The following is a 17,355-nucleotide window of genomic DNA, read 5'->3' as shown; positions in this document are numbered from 1 at the left end:
ACCCAGCCCGCTGACGGTGACCCCTGCCCGGCGGTACGACAGGAGATCCCCTATGGAAGTCTGGCCAGGTCAGCCCTATCCCCTCGGAGCCACCTTCGACGGGACCGGCACGAACTTCGCCCTCTTCAGCGAGGCCGCCGAGAAGGTCGAGCTGTGCTTGTTCGAGGAGGACGGCACGGAGACCCGCATCGAGGTCACGGCCCAGGACAGCTACGTCTGGCACTGCTACCTCCCGGCCGTCCAGCCCGGGCAGCGCTACGGCTACCGGGTGCACGGACCGTGGAACCCCGCCGAGGGCCAGCGCTTCAACGCGGCCAAGCTGCTGCTCGACCCCTACGCCAAGGCCGTCTCCGGCCAGATCGACTGGGACCAGGCGCTGTTCTCGTACGACTTCGGCGACGAGGACTCGTTCAACGACGAGGACTCCGCCCCCCACATGATGATGGGCGTGGTGATCAACCCGTTCTTCAACTGGGAGGGCGACCGCACCCCGCGCACGCCGTACCACAAGTCGGTGATCTACGAGGCCCACGTCAAGGGCCTCACCCAGCAGCACCCCGACGTCCCGGAGGAGCAGCGCGGCACCTACGCCGGCGTGGCCCACCCCTCGGTGATCGCCCACCTGCAGAAGCTCGGCGTCACCGCCATCGAGCTCATGCCCGTGCACCAGTTCGTGCAGGACAGCACCCTGCTGGAGCAGGGACTGCGCAACTACTGGGGCTACAACACCATCGGCTTCTTCGCCCCCCACAACGAGTACCACTCCACCAACGACCTCGGCGGCCAGGTCCAGGAGTTCAAGGCCATGGTGCGCGCCCTGCACCAGGCCGACATCGAGGTCATCCTCGACGTGGTGTACAACCACACGGCCGAGGGCAACCACATGGGCCCCACCCTGTCCATGAAGGGCATCGACAACCAGGCCTACTACCGGACGGTGGAGGGCGACCAGAAGTACTACATGGACTACACGGGCACCGGCAACACCCTCAACGTCCGCCACCCGCACTCCCTGCAGCTCATCATGGACTCCCTGCGCTACTGGGTGACCGAGATGCACGTGGACGGCTTCCGCTTCGACCTCGCCTCCGCCCTGGCGCGCGAGTTCTACGACGTGGACAAGCTGGCGACCTTCTTCGAGCTCGTCCAGCAGGACCCGGTCGTCTCCCAGGTGAAGCTCATCGCCGAGCCGTGGGACGTGGGCCCCGGCGGCTACCAGGTCGGCAACTTCCCGCCCCAGTGGACGGAGTGGAACGGGAAGTACCGGGACACGGTGCGCGACTTCTGGCGCGGGGAGCCCGCGACCCTCGGCGAGTTCGCCTCCCGGATCACGGGCTCGGCGGACCTCTACGAGCACAGCGGCCGCCGTCCGTTCGCCTCGATCAACTTCGTCACCGCCCACGACGGCTTCACGCTGCGGGACCTCGTCTCCTACAACGAGAAGCACAACGAGGCCAACGGCGAGGGCAACAACGACGGCGAGTCCCACAACCGCTCCTGGAACTGCGGTGTGGAGGGCCCCACCGACGACCCGGAGGTGCTCGCCCTGCGCTCCCGCCAGCAGCGCAACTACCTCGCGACGCTGCTGCTGTCCCAGGGCACGCCCATGGTGCTGCACGGCGACGAGCTGGGACGCACCCAGGACGGCAACAACAACACGTACTGCCAGGACAACGAGCTGTCGTGGATCAACTGGGAGACCATGGACGGCCCGCTCACCGAGTTCGTGGCCGCCGTGACCCACCTGCGCCACGACCACCCGTCGTTCCGGCGCTCGGAGTTCTTCGACGGCCGGCCGGTCGAGATGGACGCGGACGACACCGGCCGCCCGATGCCCGACATCGCGTGGCTGACCACGGACGGTGCGCCGCTCAAGCCCGCCGACTGGGACGAGCCCCTGTCCCGGTCCTTCGGGATGTGGCTCAACGGCAACGGCATCGCCGGCGTGGACATGCGCGGGCGGCCCATCACGGACGTGAACTTCATCGTGTACTTCAACTCCAACCCGGAGGCCGTGAAGTGCAAGCTCCCGCCGGTGCGCTACGGCCGGCTGTGGGAGGAGGTCATCGACACCGCGGGCAAGTACGCCGACGGACAGATCCGCAAGGCCCGCTCCTCGATCGTCCTCGAGGGCAAGTCCATGGTCGTGCTGCGCGCCTACGAGGCCCCCGAGGAGGAGCCCGACGCGTCCGTCGCCGCGTCCGTGGCCGCGTACGCGAAGACGCCGCAGGACCAGTGACCTGACGGCCCCGGCAGGCTGTCGACCCGGACACGGGTCGACAGCCTGCTGGTGTTTCCGGGGCCGGGCCGACAGACTGGAGCGGTGCGCACACCGACATCGACCTACCGACTCCAGATCACCTCCGACCTGACGCTCGACCGCGCGGCGGGGCTCGTGGACTACCTCCACGACCTCGGCGCCGACTGGGTCTACCTCTCGCCGATCCTGCGGGCCGTCGACGGCTCCGACCACGGCTACGACGTCGCGTCCCCCGCCGAGGTGGACCCGGTCCGGGGCGGCGTCGCCGGGCTGAAGGCGCTCGCCGACGCCGCCCACGCCCGCGGCATGGGGGTGCTGGTGGACATCGTCCCCAACCACCAGGGCGTCGCCGCCCCGGAGCAGAACCCCTGGTGGTGGTCGCTGCTGGCGCAGGGACAGGACTCGCCGTACGCCAGGGCCTTCGACGTCGAGTGGGCGGCCGGCGGCGGCAGGGTGCTGATCCCCGTGCTGGGCGACGGCGACGACGAGCTCGCGCAGCTGCAGGTCGAGGACGGCACGCTGCGCTACTACGACAACGTCTACCCGCTGGCCGAGGGCACGTGGGCGGAGGGCGACGACCCGCGGGACGTCCACGACCGGCAGCACTACGAGCTGGTGCACTGGCGCCGCGGCGACGCCGAGCTCAACTACCGCCGGTTCTTCACCGTCGCCACGCTCGCGGGCGTGCGCGTCGAGGACCCGGAGGTCTTCGCCGAGTCGCACGCCGAGATCAAGCGGTGGATCGACGAGGGCCTCATCGACGGGCTGCGCATCGACCACCCCGACGGGCTGCGGGACCCGCGGCAGTACCTCGAGCAGCTGCGGGAGCTCACCGGCGGCGCCTACGTCGTCGTCGAGAAGATCCTCGAGCCCGGCGAGCGGCTGCCCCGCGACTGGGCCACCGCGGGCACCACCGGCTACGACGCCCTGGGCACGATCGACCGGCTGCTGACCGACCCGGCCGGGGAGTACGCCCTCACGAGCCTGGACGCCCGGCTGCGGGACGGCGAGCCCGTGCACTGGGACGAGATGATCCACGGCACCAAGCGCGCCATGGCCGACGGCGCGCTGCTGGCCGAGGTCCGGCGCCTCGCCCGCCTCGTGCCCGAGGACGCCGGCCTCGGTCGGACCGCGGCCGAGGACGCGCTGGCGGAGATCCTCGCGAACTTCCCCGTCTACCGCAGCTACCTGCCCGAGGGCGCCGAGCACCTGCGGGCGGCCCTCGAGGCGGCCCGGGAGCAGCGCCCGGACCTCTCCGACGCGATCGGGACCCTGGGCGGGCTGCTCGGGGTCGACGCGACGGACGAGGCCGAGCTCGGGGAGCTCGCCCGCCGCTTCCAGCAGACCTCCGGGATGGTGATGGCCAAGGGCGTCGAGGACACCGCGTTCTACCGCTTCACCCGGCTGACCTCCCTGACCGAGGTGGGCGGCGACCCGTCGCACTTCGCGCTGACGCCCGAGGAGGCCCACGCCGAGCTCGCCCGGCGCGCGGCCGAGGAGCCCCTGGCCATGACGGCGCTGTCCACGCACGACACCAAGCGCTCCGAGGCGGTGCGGGCGCGGATCACCGTGCTCGCCGAGTCCGGGGAGCAGTGGGCCGGCGTGGTCGGCACCGTCAAGAAGCTCGCCGGGGAGGCGGGGGCCCTGGTGGGCGACGGCCCGCTCGTGAACCTCGTGCTCCAGGCCGTGGTGGGCGCCTGGCCCGTCTCGCAGGAGCGGGTGCTGGACTACGCGCTCAAGGCCGCCCGCGAGGCCGGCAACTCCACCGCGTGGGTCGACGGGGACGCCGGCTTCGAGGAGCGGCTCACCCGGTTCGTCGAGCTGGTCTTCCACGACCCGCAGATGCGGGCCGTGGTCGAGGGCTTCGCCCAGCACGTCACCCCGGCCGGCTGGGCGAACGGGCTCGCCGCCAAGCTCGTGCAGCTGACGATGCCCGGCGTCCCGGACGTCTACCAGGGGTCCGAGCTGTGGGCCGAGTCCCTCGTGGACCCCGACAACCGCCGCCCCGTCGACTTCCGGGAGCGGGCCGCCAAGCTCGCCCGCCTCGACGTGCCCGTGGGCGGCACCGCGGACGGGATCCCGGCCGTGGGACCGGACGCCGCCGCCAAGCTGCTCGTCACCAGCCGCGCCCTGCGGCTGCGCCGGGACCACCCCGAGCTGTTCACGGGCTACACCCCGCTCACCGCGTCCGGCCCCCGGGCCGGGCACGTCTTCGCGTTCGACCGCGGCGGCGCCGTGACCGTGGCCACCCGCCTGCCCCTGGGCCTCGCGTCCGCCGGCGGCTTCGACGCCGAGACCCTCGAGCTGCCCGCGGGCGACTTCGAGGACGTGCTCACCCGCCGCCGGCACACGGGCACCGTGCCGGTGTCCCGGCTGCTGGCCGACTACCCCGTGGCGCTGCTGCGCCGGAAGGACTCCTGAACCTCCATGAACACCCGCGACCACCTCAACCGCTTCGACGTCTGGGCCCCGCACGCCAGGGCGGTGACCGTGCGGATCGAGGGCGAGGACCACGAGATGCTGCCCGCCGCGGACCTGCCCGAGGACTCGCCCGCCGGCACCGCGGCGCGCCGCGACGGCTGGTGGACCCTGCCCGACGGCGCGGTCGTCCCCGAGGGCACCGTGCGCTACGGCTATCTCCTGGGCAAGACCTTCGACGAGGGCACGGCGGAGGAGCGCTCCCAGGTCTCCGAGGTCCTGCCGGACCCCCGCTCCCGCCGCCAGCCCCAGGGGGTGCACGACCTCTCCTGCACGTTCGAGCCCTCCGCGCACCGGTGGGGCGACACCGCGTGGACCGGGCGCACCCTGGCCGGCTCGGTGGTCTACGAGCTGCACGTGGGCACGTTCACCCCGGAGGGCACCCTCGACTCCGCGGTCGAGCGGCTCGACCACCTCGTGGACCTCGGCGTGGACTTCGTGGAGCTGCTGCCCGTCAACGGCTTCAACGGCGAGCACAACTGGGGCTACGACGGCGTCCTCTGGTACACCGTGGACGAGTCCTACGGCGGGCCCGCGGCCTACCAGCGCTTCGTGGACGCGTGCCATCAGAAGGGGATCGGCGTCATCCAGGACGTGGTCTACAACCACCTGGGCCCGTCCGGGAACTACCTGCCCCTGTTCGCCGACTACTTCAAGCCCGGCTCCAGCACGTGGGGGGACCTCATCAACCTCGACGGCTGGGGCTCCGACGGCGTCCGGGACTACATCCTGGACAACGTGGAGATGTGGCTGCGCGACTACCACGTGGACGGGTTCCGCCTCGACGCCGTGCACGCGCTGCAGGACCACCGGGCCGTGCACATCCTCGAGGAGATCGCCGAGCTCGTGGAGCGCGTGGGCGTGGAGACCGGCAAGCCCCTGTTCACCGTCGCGGAGTCCGACCTCAACGACCACCGGATGATCACGCCGACCACGGCCCACGGCCTCGGCATGACCGCACAGTGGCTCGACGACTTCCACCACGCGGCGCACGTGGCGCTGACCGGGGAGACGCAGGGCTACTACGCCGACTTCGCCGCCCTCGGGACCCTCGACAAGGTGATGCGGGACGCGTTCTACCACGACGGCACCATGTCCGTGTTCCGCGGCCGCCACCACGGCCGGCCGGTCGACAAGCAGCGGGTGCGCCCGTGGCAGTTCGTCACGTGCATCCAGAACCACGACCAGATCGGCAACCGCGCCGCGGGGGACCGGATCAGCGCGAGCCTCACGCCCGACCAGCTGGTGCTGGGCGCCGTCCTGCTGCTCACCCAGCCGTTCACCCCCATGCTGTTCATGGGGGAGGAGTGGGGTGCGTCCACCCCGTGGCAGTTCTTCACCGCCCACCCCGAGCGCGAGCTCGGCGAGGCCGTGGCGAAGGGCCGCAAGGCGGAGTTCGCGTCCATGGGCTGGGACGAGGCCACGGTCCCGGACCCGCAGGCGCCCAGCACGTTCACGGACTCGAAGCTCGACTGGGACGAGCCCGGCCGGGAGGACCACGCCCGGGTGCTGGCCGCCTACCGCGAGCTCATCGCCCTGCGGCGCCGGGTGCCCGAGCTCACCGACCCGCGCTTCGACACGATCGGCACCGACCTCGACGAGGACGCCCGCTGGTTCGTGCTGCGCCGGGCCACGGCTCCCGGCTCCGGCCACGGGGTCGCGGTGCTGCTGAACTTCGGCGCCGAGCCCGCCCGGGTCCCGTTCCCCGGCCGCCGGGGCGCGGAGCTGCTCTTCCGCTCCGGGGACGTGTCGCTGACGGACGACGGCGTCGCCGAGCTGCCCGCCCACGGCGCCGCCGTGGTCCGCCACTGAGCCACCGCGGCCTCCCACCCCACGACGTCCCCGAATCCCGAAAGGCCACCGTGCGCACCTACGGACCCGATGTCCCCTACCTCCCCGCCGAGGACCGCTACGAGACCATGCCGTACCGCCGCGTGGGCGAGTCCGGGCTCAAGCTGCCCGTCATCTCGCTGGGGCTGTGGCACAACTTCGGCGACGACAAGCCGCTCGGCACCCAGCGCGCCACGCTGCGCCGGGCCTTCGACCTGGGCGTGACCCACTTCGACCTCGCCAACAACTACGGCCCGCCGGCCGGCGCCGCGGAGCTGAACTTCGGCAGGATCCTGGCGCAGGACCTCGCCCCGTACCGGGACGAGCTCATCATCTCCTCGAAGGCCGGGTGGACCATGGGCCCGGGCCCGTACGGCTTCGGCGGCTCCCGGAAGTACCTGGTGTCCTCCCTCGACCAGTCCCTGCAGCGGATGGGCCTGGACCACGTGGACATCTTCTACCACCACCGCCCCGACCCGGACACCCCGCTCGAGGAGACCATGCGGGCCCTCGACCACATCGTGCGCTCGGGGCGGGCCCTGTACGCGGGGATCTCCTCCTACAACGCCGAGCTGACCCTGCGCGCCCAGCAGATCATGCGGGAGCTCGGCACGCCGCTGCTCATCCACCAGCCGTCCTACTCGATGCTCAACCGGTGGATCGAGTCGCCCGGCCCGTCCGGGACCTCCCTGCTGGGCGCCCTGACGGAGACGGGGATGGGCTCGATCGTGTTCTCCCCCCTGGCCCAGGGCATGCTCACGGACCGGTACCTCCAGGGCATCCCGGAGGGCTCCCGGGCCGCGGCGGAGAAGTCCCTGGACCCGGAGTGGCTGACCGGCACGACCCTCGAGAAGGTCCGGGGCCTGCACGAGATCGCCGAGGCGCGCGGGCAGAGCCTGGCCCAGATGGCGATCGCGTGGGTGCTGCGGGAGCAGGCGGACGGCCAGGTCAGCACCGCGCTCGTGGGGGCCTCCTCGCCGCAGCAGCTCGAGGACAGCGTGGGCGCCGTGCACCGGCTCTCGTTCACGCCGGAGGAGCTGGAGGCCATCGACCGGCTGGCCACGGACTCCGACATCAACATCTGGGCGGGCGCCCGCGACTCCAAGACCGCGTGAGCGGCAGGGCGCGGTAGCCGTGGAGGCCTCGCAGTACCTCGCCCTCCTCGGGCTGTGGATCGCCGGGATCGTCGCCCCCGGCCCGGACGTCCTGGTCATCCTGCGCAACGCGTCCCTGGGCTCCCGGGCGGCCGGAGTGCTCACCGCCGTGGGGGTGATGACCGGCAACCTCGTGTGGATCACGCTCTCCCTCACCGGGGTGACCGTCCTGATCGGCCAGGCGGACACCGTCCAGCGGATCATCCAGGTGGCCGGGGCGCTGTTCCTCGGCTGGCTGGGCGTGAGCGGGATCCGGGCGGGGCTCGCCGCGCGGGCCGTTCCCGAGCGGGTGCCGAGCGCCGGGGCCGGCGGACGCGGGACGGTCCCGGAGGAGCCGCAGGTGCCGCCGGGCCGCACCGTCACCCCGGGGCGGGGCTTCGTGCTCGGTCTCGTCACGAACCTCTCGAACGCGAAGGCCATCATCTTCTTCGTGGCGCTCTTCGCCAACGTGGTCCCGGCGGGCGCGCTGTGGTGGGAGACGGCCCTGGTCTTCGCGCTGCTCGTGGCGGTGGGCCTCGCGTGGTTCACCGCGGTCGCGTGGGTCGGCTCGGTCCAGCGGCTGGCCGCGGGCTTCCGGCGGCACGGCGCCGCCGTGGAGCTCGCCGCCGGCGTGCTGTTCCTGGTGCTCGCCCTCGGCCTGCTCCTCAGCGCGGTGTGAGCCCGGCGGCGGGCCCGGCCCGCAGCCCGGCCGTCCCGGCCCCCGGCGGGCACTAGACTGGACCGCTGGGTCCTGCCCGGCGACGTGCCGGGAGCCCGTGCGGGTGTTCGCCCGGCCCGTGCCGGGGGCGGAACCCAGACGACCAGACAAAGGAGTCCCGTGTCCCACCATCCCATTCGCGTGGCCGTCGCCGGTGTCGGCAACTGCGCCTCCTCGCTGATCCAGGGCGTGCACTTCTACGCCGACGCCGATCCCACGGCTTCCGTGCCGGGTCTGATGCACGTGGTCTTCGGTGACTACCATGTGTCCGACATCGAGTTCGTGGCCGCCTTCGACGTCGACGCCGCCAAGGTCGGGACCGACCTGTGCGAGGCGATCGGCGCCGGCGAGAACAACACCCTGGTCTTCGCCTCCGTCCCGCACACCGGGGTGACGGTGCAGCGCGGGCCCACCCTGGACGGGCTGGGGGCCTACTACCGGGAGGCGGTCCAGGAGTCGGCGGAGCCCCCGGTGGACGTGGCCGCCGCCCTGCGCCAGGCGCAGGTGGACGTGCTGGTGTCCTATCTGCCGGTGGGCTCGGAGGCCGCCGACCGGTACTACGCCCAGGCGGCCCTGGAGGCCGGGGTGGCCTTCGTCAACGCGCTGCCGGTGTTCATCGCCTCCGACCCGGGGTGGGCGCAGAAGTTCACCGAGGCGGGGGTGCCGATCGTCGGGGACGACATCAAGTCCCAGATCGGGGCGACGATCACCCACCGGGTGCTGGCGAAGCTCATGGAGGACCGCGGCTACGTGCTGGACCGGACGTACCAGCTCAACGTGGGCGGGAACATGGACTTCATGAACATGCTGGAGCGGACCCGGCTGGAGTCGAAGAAGATCTCCAAGACCCAGGCGGTGACCTCCAACGTGGAGCGGGAGTTCGGCACGAAGGACGTGCACATCGGACCCTCGGATCACGTGCCGTGGCTGGAGGACCGGAAGTTCGCCTTCGTGCGCCTGGAGGGCCACGGCTTCGGCAACGCGCCGATCAGCCTGGAGTACAAGCTGGAGGTGTGGGACTCGCCGAACTCGGCCGGGGTGATCATCGACGCGATCCGGGCGGCGAAGATCGGGGCCGATCGCGGGGTCGGGGGTCCGTTGACCTCGGCCTCGGCGTACTTCATGAAGTCCCCGCACGTGCAGCTGCCCGACGACGTGGCGCGGGCGGACCTGGAGGCCTTCATCCGCGGCGAGCGCGAACGCTGAGCCCCGGCCGCCCGTCGCCGGCCCCCGCACCGTCCCCGGTGCGGGGGCCGGCGCCGTCCGGGGCCCTCAGACGTAGTCCGCCAGGCCGGCGCGGTGGAGCACGAACGCGGTGACGGGCTCGTAGACGCGCGGCGGGAGGTTGTCGTCGAGCGGCACGGCGACCTCGACCTGGCCCTGCGCCTCCGCCACGAACACTCCGGGGTCGTTGCAGTCCGCGACCGCGACGGTCCGCAGCCCCCGCGAGCCGGCCGCCCCGGCGAGGCCGTGGTCGGCGACCACGAGGTCGGGCGGGTTCTGCCCGTCGCGGCGCAGCTTCTCGAGGGTCAGGGACATGGGACCGGGGAAGTGGGTGTGCCGCAGCCCGCCGTACTGCTCCACCATCACCACGCTCTCGATCTGCCGGACGTCGCCGTCCTCGAAGGGGAAGCCGTCCGGGACGTGCACCACGTGCGCGCCCGCGCGGCGGACCACCCGGGCCAGCTGCGCGTAGACCGGGAACAGGCCGGCCGGGTGCCCGGTGGCGAAGAGCACGCGGCCCCCGCCGGCGACCACCTCGCCCAGGACCGCCGCGTAGCGCTCCAGCGCGGCGACGCAGAGCTCCGCGGAGATCGTGTCCTGGCCCTCGCGGTGCGCCCGGTCGGGGGAGATGCCGACCCGGTCCCGCATGAGCGCGAACACGTCCTCGAAGGTCCACTCCCGGGTGCGCAGCACCCCCATGTGCTGGTGCTGGTCGCCGTCGAGGAAGCCCTGGATGTTGCGCAGGTTCGCCTCACGGGGCGTGGCCACCGCTCCGGTGATGCGGTGGTGATCGAGGTGGCGGGCGAGGTCTGCGGGGGAGAGGGGGGGAGTCGTCACCGTTCGAGTGTATTCAGCCGCCGGCCCCTACCGTGGCGTACCCCCGCCCGGGCCCGCGTGCGGGCGTAGACCTCCGCCGTGGACCGGGCGGTGCGCTCCCAGGAGTGGCCCTGGGCGCGCCGGGCGGCCGCCGCACCCATGCGCTCCAGCGCGGCGGGGTCGGCGGCGAGCGCCAGCACGGCGCGGGCCCACGAACCGGGGTCTCGGTCGGGCACGAGCCGGCCGGTGAGCCCGTCGAGCACCGCGGTGCGCAGACCGTCGACGTCCGTGGCGAGCACCGGCGTGCCGCACGCCTGGGCCTCCAGCGCCACGAGCCCGAACGTCTCGGACGAGGACGGGACGGCCACGACGTCGGCCCGGCGCATCCGGGCCGCGAGCTGCGGGGCGGGCAGGGCGGGCCCGAAGCGCACGGCGTCCGCCAGGCCCAGCTCCCGCACGCGCTCCCGCAGCGCGGCCGTGAAGCCCCGGGTGCCGACCCCCACGACCTCCAGCTCCACGGCCACGTCCGGGGCGGTCTGCCGGATCCGTGCGAGCGCGTCGACGAGCACGTGCGGGCCCTTGAGCGCCTGCAGGCGGCCGGCGAACAGGATCCGCAGCGGGCGTCCGGGCGCACCGGGGGGCGCCCCGCCGGTGCGGCGGGGCTCCCCGGGAGCGGCGTCCGGGGTGAAGGCCGAGAGGTCGACGCCCGGGGTGATCACGGTCAGGCGTGCCGGGTCGGCGTCGTAGAGCTCGATCATCTGCAGCGCCTCGGTCCGGGTGTTCACCACCGTGGCCTCGGCCCGGGCGATCAGCCCGGCCTCGGCCTCGGCCCGGGAGGCGGGCTCGAGGCCCTCCCCGGTCCGGGTGCGCAGGTTCTTCCCGAGCGCCGTGGTGTGCAGGGTCAGCACGAGCGGGACCCCCCAGCCGTCGGCGAGCTCCCGGCCCGCGGCGCCGGAGAGCCAGTAGTGGGCGTGCACCACGTCGGGCCGGTCGGCCTCCGCGCGGAGCACGTCCGCGAAGGCGGAGGTGAACCCCGGCAGGTCCTCCTTGCTCGCCCCGGCGGCCCCGGGCAGGGCCACGGTGAGCAGCCGCAGCCCGCGGCGGATGGGGGTGGTGCGCACGCCCGCGGCGGCGGGGGCGCCGGCGCCGCGGTCGAGGGTGGCCATGTCCACGGTGTGGCCGGCGTCCACGAGGGCATCGGCGAGGTGGCGGACGTAGACGTTCATCCCGCCCGCATCCCCCGACCCCGGTTGCTCGAGGGGACAGGTGTGCAGGCTGATCAGCAGGACGTGGCGGGGCGCGGCGGACACGGCTCAACTCTAGCGTCCGGCCGCCGGGACCCCGGCGGCCCGGCCCCGGACCGGGTCCGCCCCTGCACCGGGCCCGCCCCTGCACCGGTCCGCCCCTGCGCCGGGCGCGACGGTGCCGGTGCGAGAATGGGACCCGTGAACCGTGCTGAACCCGTCCCGGCCGACCCGTCCGGCGGCGTCCTCCGCCCCCCGCCCCGCCCCGAGCGCAGCGCCGTGGTCGACCTCGCCGCGGTCCGCGCCAACGTGCGCCGGCTGCGGGCCCTCGCCGCCCCCGCCCGGCTGATGGCCGTGGTCAAGGCGGACGCCTACGGCCACGGCGCGGTCCCCGTGGCCCGCGCGGCGCTCGAGGCCGGCGCGGACGCCCTGGGCGTCGCCCACGTCGGCGAGGCCCTCGCGCTGCGGGCCGCGGGGATCGGCGCTCCCGTGCTCGCGTGGCTGCACACCGTGGACACGGACTTCGCGGCGGCGCTCGCCGCCGACGTCGAGCTGGGCGTGAGCGGGTGGGAGCTCGCCCCGATCGCGGAGGCCGCCCGCGCGCGCGGCGGCACCGCCCGCATCCACCTCAAGATCGACACCGGCCTGGGCCGCAACGGCGCGCCGGAGGCCCTCTGGCCCGCGCTCGTGCGGGCCGCCGCGCAGGCCGAGGCCGAGGGCCTCGTGCAGGTCGTGGGCGTCTTCACCCACCTGGCCGTCGCCGACGAGCCCGCCCGGCCCGAGACCCGGGAGCAGCTCGAGCGCTTCCGCGCGGCCGTGGCCACGGCCCGTGCCGCCGGGCTCCGGCCCGCCCTGCGGCACGCGGCGAACTCGCCCGGCCTGTTCGGCGCCGCCGGGCTCGAACGCCCCGGGGACATGCTCCTGGACATGGTCCGGGTGGGGGTCTGCCTCTACGGGCTCTCCCCGTTCGCCGACCGCACCCCGGAGCAGCTCGGCCTCGTGCCCGCCATGACCCTGCGCAGCACGGTCAGCGCGGTCAAGGAGGTCCCGGCGGGACAGGGCGTGTCCTACGGGCTGAGCTACGTCACCGACCGGCCCACCACCCTGGCGCTCGTCCCGCTGGGCTACGCCGACGGCGTCCCGCGCTCCGGCACCGGCGGGCCGGTGCGGATCCAGGGCCGCACCTACCCGGAGGTCGGCCGGGTCGCGATGGACCAGATCGTCGTGGACCTCGGCGCGCCGGGCCTGTCCGCCCCCGAGCACGGGCTGCTCGGGGCGGAGGCCGTGCTGTTCGGGGCGGGGGAGAACCCCTCGGCGAGCGCGTGGGCGGACGCCGCCGGCACCATCAACTACGAGATCGTCACCCGCGTCTCGCCCCGCGTGCCGCGGGTGCACCTGCACGCCGCGGAGGACCGGGGCGGCGCGGGCCCGGAGGGAGAACAGGCATGAGCGAGTGGACGCGGACCGTGACGGTGGACGGGCCCGGGCGGACCCAGGCCCTGGCCGAGCGGCTGGGCGGGCAGCTGCGCGCCGGGGACCTGCTGGTCCTCACCGGCGAGCTCGGTGCGGGCAAGACCACGTTCACCCAGGGCCTGGGACGGGGCCTGGGGGTGCGCGAGGGGATCATCTCGCCCACGTTCGTGCTGGTGCGCCGCCACCCCAGCGTCCCGGACGGGCCCCGGCCCGGCGGCCCGGACCTGGTGCACGTCGACGCCTACCGGCTGGGCTCCGCGGCGGAGGTCGACGACATCGACCTGGAGGACACCGTGGACACGGCCGTCACCGTGGTCGAGTGGGGCGCCGGGAAGGTGGAGCACCTGGCGGAGTCCCGCCTCGAGATCGTGCTGGAGCGCGCCGTGGGCGCCGACCCGCTCGGCCCCGGCGCCCCGTCCGGGACGGGTGCGGGCCCGGAGGACCCGGGCCGCACGGACGAGGACTCGGACGAGGATCCGAGCGACCCGGACGAGGACCCCGACGATGAGCCCCGCCGCATCACGCTCACCGGGATCGGCCCGCGCTGGGCGGGCGGGCCGCCGCGGCTCGACTGATCGCCCCGGCCGGCCCGGCCGGCCCGGCGGCGGACCGGGCGGGCCGGGCGGGGCAGGACGGGGCGGGCACTACACTGGTCGGGTGCTCCTCCTGTGCCTGGACTCCTCCGCCGTCGCCTCCGCCGCCCTCGTGACCGGCGCGGGCGAGGTGCTCGGCTCCTTCGCGAGCCCGGACACCCGCTCCCACGCCGAGGTCCTGGCCCCCGCGGTCCGGGACCTGCTGGCCGGCCACGGCGTTCCGGGCGGCGACCTCGACGGGATCCTCGTGGGCACCGGTCCCGGGCCGTTCACCGGCCTGCGCGCGGGGATCGCGACGGCGCGGGCCCTCGCCTTCGCGTGGGACGTCCCGCTGCACGGGCTCATGAGCCTCGAGGCCCTCGCCCAGGACGCGGCCGCGCACGCCCGGACGGCCGGGCACGAGGAGTTCCTCGTGCTCACCGACGCCCGGCGCAAGGAGGTCTACTGGGCGCGCTACACCCTGGCCGAGGACGGACCGCGGCCGGCCGGGGGCCCCGGCGTGGCCGCCGCCGAGCAGCTGCCGGCGCTGCCCGCCTACGGCCGCGGCGCGGGGATCTACGCGGACCGCCTGGCCCGTCCCGTGCCGGAGTTCGCCGCGGCGCAGCCCACGGCGTCGTCCCTGGGCCTCGCCGCCGCGCGCTGCGCAGCCCGCGGGGAGGCGCCGTCCCCGGACACGACCCCGCTGTACCTGCGCGAGTCCGACGCGAAGGTGCCCGGCCCCCGGAAGCGGGCGGGCGCGTGAGCGCCGCGCCCGGGCGCGCCCCCTGGACGCTGCGCCGGATGGTGCCCGCGGACCTCGCGGCGGTGCACGCGCTCGAGCGGCGGCTCTTCCCCGTGGACGCCTGGCCGCTGGAGATGTTCTCCGCGGAGCTGGCCCAGCCCGTGTGCTGGTACTGGGTGGCGGAGCAGGACGGCGAGATCGTCGGCTACGCAGGACTGATGTGCATCCGCCCCGTGGGCGACGTGCAGACCATCGCCGTGGTCCCCGAGCACGAGGGCCGCGGGATCGGCTCCGCCCTGCTGCGCACCCTGCACGCGCAGGCCCGGGAGCTCGGCGCCACCGAGGTGCTGCTCGAGGTCCGCGCCGACAACCCGCGCGCCCAGCGGCTCTACCGCCGCTTCGGCTACGAGCAGATCCACGTCCGCCCCCGCTACTACCGGGACGGCGCCGACGCGCTGATCATGCGGCTCGACCTCGCCGCGCCGAGCGCCCCCGGCACCCCGGGCGCACCGGACGCCCCCACGGAACCGGACACCCCCACGGAGGAGACCCCATGACCGACGGACCGCTCGTGCTGGGCATCGAGTCCTCGTGCGACGAGACCGGCGTGGGGATCGTGCGGGGGCGCACCCTGCTCGCCAACGTCGTGTCCTCCTCCATGGACGAGCACGCACGCTTCGGCGGCGTGATCCCCGAGATCGCCTCCCGCGCCCACCTCGACGCGATCGTGCCCGCCCTCCGCGAGGCCCTGGACCGGGCGGGCGTGGGCCTCGAGGACCTCGACGCCCTCGCGGTGACCTCCGGTCCCGGACTGGCCGGGGCCCTCATGGTGGGCGTGGCCGCAGCCAAGGCCCTCGCCGTGGCCACGGGCAAGCCCCTCTACGCCGTCAACCACCTCGTGGCGCACGTCAGCGTGGGCCTGCTCGAGGACGCCGGGGTCGAGGGCTTCCAGGGCGCCTTCGACGACGGCCTGCCCCGCGACCTCGGGGCGCTGCTGGTCTCCGGCGGGCACACCGAGATCCTCGCCGTCGAGGACCTCGGCCGGGACGTGCGCCTGCTCGGGGCCACGATCGACGACGCGGCCGGCGAGGCCTACGACAAGGTGGCCCGGGTCCTGGGCCTGGACTACCCCGGCGGCCCGGCCATCGACGCCGCCGCCCGGGACGGGGACCCCACCGCCTTCCGCCTGCCGCGCGGGCTCACCGCGGGCAAGTACATGGGCTCCGCCGAGCGGCCCGGGCCGCACCGCTACGACTTCTCCTTCTCCGGGCTCAAGACCGCCGTGGCCCGGGTCGTGGAGGGCTGCGAGGCCCGGGGCGAGACGGTGCCGGTGGCCGACGTCGCGGCGTCCTTCCAGGAGTCGGTGGCCGACGTCGTCACCCGCAAGGCCGTGCTCGCCTGCACCGAGCAGGGGCTCGGGACGCTGCTGCTGGGCGGGGGAGTGGCCGCGAACTCCCGGCTGCGGGAGCTCACGGCCGAGCGCTGCGCCGAGCACGGGATCGAGCTGGTGATCCCCCGGCTCCCGCTGTGCACCGACAACGGGGCCATGGTCGCGGCGCTCGCCGCCCGGGTCGTGGCCGAGGGCCGGGCGCCCTCCGGACTGGACTTCGCCGCGGACTCGTCCCTGCCGGTCACCACCGTGTCCGTGTGAGCGGGCGCGCCGGGCGGGCGCACCCGCCCGGTCAGTCGTTCTCGCGGGTGCGGCGGACGATGTCGAGGGCGACCGCGTGCAGGTCCCCGTCGTGGGCCCGGGCGACCGCGCGCTGGCGCTGGTAGCCGGCGCCCTCCTGCATGATCCGCTCCACGTCGGCGAGCTCCCGCGAGCAGCCGAGCTCCGCGGCCACGGGCTCCAGCCGGTCGAGCAGCGCGCTCAGGTCCTCGCGCAGGTCCCGCTCGATGTTGCGGGGGTCGGTGATGACCTCGGCGTCCAGGCCGTAGCGGGCCGCCCGCCACTTGTTCTCCTGGATGTGCCACGGCTTGAGCCGCACCGGAGCGCGTCCCGCCTCCACGTCCCGGGAGAGGGACTCCGCGAGGCACTGGGTCAGCGCCGTGAGCGCCCCGACCTCCCAGAGGGTCGAGAGCCCGTCGCAGAAGCGGACCTCGTCGGTGCCCAGCCGGGGCACGGGGCGCACGTCCCAGCGGGCCTCGCTCATCTCCTCGATGATGCCGGTGGCGATCATGTCGGTGATGCACTGCTCGTACGCCGTCCAGGACGGGAAGTGGTACGGCAGCCCCGCCGTGGAGAGCTGCTGGAAGATCATGGAGCGCTGCGACGCGTAGCCGGTGTCCTCACCGGCCCAGAAGGGCGAGTTCGCGGACAGCGCGAGCAGGTGGGGGTAGTAGGTCAGCAGCCCGTCGAGCACCGGGAGGGCCTTCGCCCGCGAGTCGAGGCCCACGTGGACGTGCACCCCGTAGATGACCATCTGCCGGCCCCAGTACTGGGCGCGGTCCACGAGCTTGTGGTAGCGCTGCTTGTCGGTGACCTGCTGGTCCTGCCAGCGCGCGAAGGGGTGGGTGCCCGCGGCGAAGACCTCGAGGCCCTGCGGGTCGGTGACCCGGCGGATCTCGTCCATCATGGTGGACAGCTGCTCGGTGGAGTGGGCCACGTCCCGGCACACCCCGGTCACCAGCTCGATGGTGTTGAGCAGGAACTCCCCGGTGAGGTGCGGGTGGTCGCCGTCCGTGCCCCAGTCGGGGTGGGCGTCCAGGACGGCCTCGAACGTCTCCCGGCCGCGGGGCACGAGATCCCCCGTGCTGCCGTCCACGAGGGCGATCTCCCACTCGACGCCGAGCGTCGACTGCTGGGAGCGGGCGAACGAGATCTCCACGCGGCAGGTCCTCCGTGCTCTTGAGGGCGGGCGCCCG

14 protein-coding genes are annotated in these 17,355 nt (G+C 74.1%); 11 read left to right on the top strand and 3 right to left on the bottom strand.

The features are described from left to right. The first annotated feature begins 52 nt into the window (after window positions 1-52). The 6 genes from glgX to ACPYN7_RS13520 all read left to right on the top strand — a co-directional run bounded on the left by glgX (window position 53) and on the right by ACPYN7_RS13520 (window position 9,625). Window positions 53-2,239 (top strand): glycogen debranching protein GlgX, encoded by a 2,187-nt coding sequence (glgX, locus tag ACPYN7_RS13545; protein WP_058872553.1) that lies wholly within the window; start codon window positions 53-55, stop codon window positions 2,237-2,239. Between the two features lie 84 nt (window positions 2,240-2,323). Continuing rightward, window positions 2,324-4,681 (top strand): malto-oligosyltrehalose synthase, encoded by a 2,358-nt coding sequence (gene treY, locus ACPYN7_RS13540; RefSeq protein ID WP_424347984.1) that lies wholly within the window; start codon window positions 2,324-2,326, stop codon window positions 4,679-4,681. A 6-nt stretch (window positions 4,682-4,687) separates the two neighbouring features. Further along, complete coding sequence (gene treZ / locus ACPYN7_RS13535; RefSeq protein ID WP_424347983.1) at window positions 4,688-6,550, top strand: malto-oligosyltrehalose trehalohydrolase; 1,863 nt, start codon at window positions 4,688-4,690, stop codon at window positions 6,548-6,550. A gap of 107 nt (window positions 6,551-6,657) precedes the next feature. Next, complete coding sequence (locus tag ACPYN7_RS13530; protein ID WP_368825122.1) at window positions 6,658-7,683, top strand: aldo/keto reductase; 1,026 nt, start codon at window positions 6,658-6,660, stop codon at window positions 7,681-7,683. 19 nt (window positions 7,684-7,702) lie between these two features. After that, on the top strand, window positions 7,703-8,380 hold the full coding sequence (locus tag ACPYN7_RS13525; RefSeq protein ID WP_058872556.1) for a LysE family translocator: 678 nt from the start codon (window positions 7,703-7,705) through the stop codon (window positions 8,378-8,380). A 159-nt stretch (window positions 8,381-8,539) separates the two neighbouring features. Beyond that, complete coding sequence (locus ACPYN7_RS13520) at window positions 8,540-9,625, top strand: inositol-3-phosphate synthase (protein ID WP_424347982.1); 1,086 nt, start codon at window positions 8,540-8,542, stop codon at window positions 9,623-9,625. A gap of 66 nt (window positions 9,626-9,691) precedes the next feature. Here ACPYN7_RS13520 and ACPYN7_RS13515 read toward each other — a convergent pair whose 3' ends face one another. Both ACPYN7_RS13515 and ACPYN7_RS13510 read right to left on the bottom strand, forming a co-directional pair. Beyond that, window positions 9,692-10,480, bottom strand: a complete 789-nt coding sequence (locus ACPYN7_RS13515; protein ID WP_058872558.1) for a phosphatase — start codon at window positions 10,478-10,480, stop codon at window positions 9,692-9,694. Then, window positions 10,477-11,769, bottom strand: coding sequence for a glycosyltransferase (locus ACPYN7_RS13510; protein WP_058872559.1), 1,293 nt, complete (start codon window positions 11,767-11,769; stop codon window positions 10,477-10,479). The genes ACPYN7_RS13515 and ACPYN7_RS13510 overlap by 4 nt, the downstream gene beginning before the upstream one ends. A gap of 126 nt (window positions 11,770-11,895) precedes the next feature. Between ACPYN7_RS13510 and alr the strand changes: the two genes are divergently transcribed. From alr to tsaD, 5 genes are all read left to right on the top strand, one after another. Continuing rightward, entirely contained in the window at window positions 11,896-13,152 is a 1,257-nt protein-coding gene (gene alr / locus ACPYN7_RS13505; RefSeq protein WP_424347981.1) for an alanine racemase, read from the top strand. Continuing rightward, window positions 13,149-13,751 carry a tRNA (adenosine(37)-N6)-threonylcarbamoyltransferase complex ATPase subunit type 1 TsaE gene (tsaE, locus tag ACPYN7_RS13500; protein ID WP_424347980.1) on the top strand — a complete coding sequence of 201 codons (603 nt, stop codon included), beginning with the start codon at window positions 13,149-13,151 and terminating at the stop codon, window positions 13,749-13,751. The genes alr and tsaE overlap by 4 nt, the downstream gene beginning before the upstream one ends. Before the next feature lie 82 nt (window positions 13,752-13,833). Next, window positions 13,834-14,511, top strand: coding sequence for a tRNA (adenosine(37)-N6)-threonylcarbamoyltransferase complex dimerization subunit type 1 TsaB (tsaB, locus tag ACPYN7_RS13495; protein ID WP_424347979.1), 678 nt, complete (start codon window positions 13,834-13,836; stop codon window positions 14,509-14,511). Window positions 14,512-14,549: 38 nt separating this feature from the next. Then, window positions 14,550-15,047: a ribosomal protein S18-alanine N-acetyltransferase gene (gene rimI / locus ACPYN7_RS13490; RefSeq protein WP_058872562.1), complete on the top strand. Its 498-nt coding sequence runs from the start codon at window positions 14,550-14,552 to the stop codon at window positions 15,045-15,047. Beyond that, complete coding sequence (tsaD, locus tag ACPYN7_RS13485; RefSeq protein ID WP_424347978.1) at window positions 15,044-16,141, top strand: tRNA (adenosine(37)-N6)-threonylcarbamoyltransferase complex transferase subunit TsaD; 1,098 nt, start codon at window positions 15,044-15,046, stop codon at window positions 16,139-16,141. The genes rimI and tsaD overlap by 4 nt, the downstream gene beginning before the upstream one ends. A 31-nt stretch (window positions 16,142-16,172) precedes the next feature. On the opposite strand, the gene ACPYN7_RS13480 is transcribed toward tsaD, so the two are convergent. Continuing rightward, window positions 16,173-17,318: a glutamate--cysteine ligase gene (locus tag ACPYN7_RS13480; RefSeq protein ID WP_424347977.1), complete on the bottom strand. Its 1,146-nt coding sequence runs from the start codon at window positions 17,316-17,318 to the stop codon at window positions 16,173-16,175. Window positions 17,319-17,355: the final 37 nt, after the last annotated feature.

The organism is Kocuria sp. CH-021, assembly GCF_049716185.1.
GTDB lineage: Bacteria > Actinomycetota > Actinomycetes > Actinomycetales > Micrococcaceae > Kocuria > Kocuria cellulosilytica.
The sequence above is the reverse complement of the archived record's forward strand: the minus strand, read 5'-3'. Positions and strand labels throughout refer to the sequence as shown.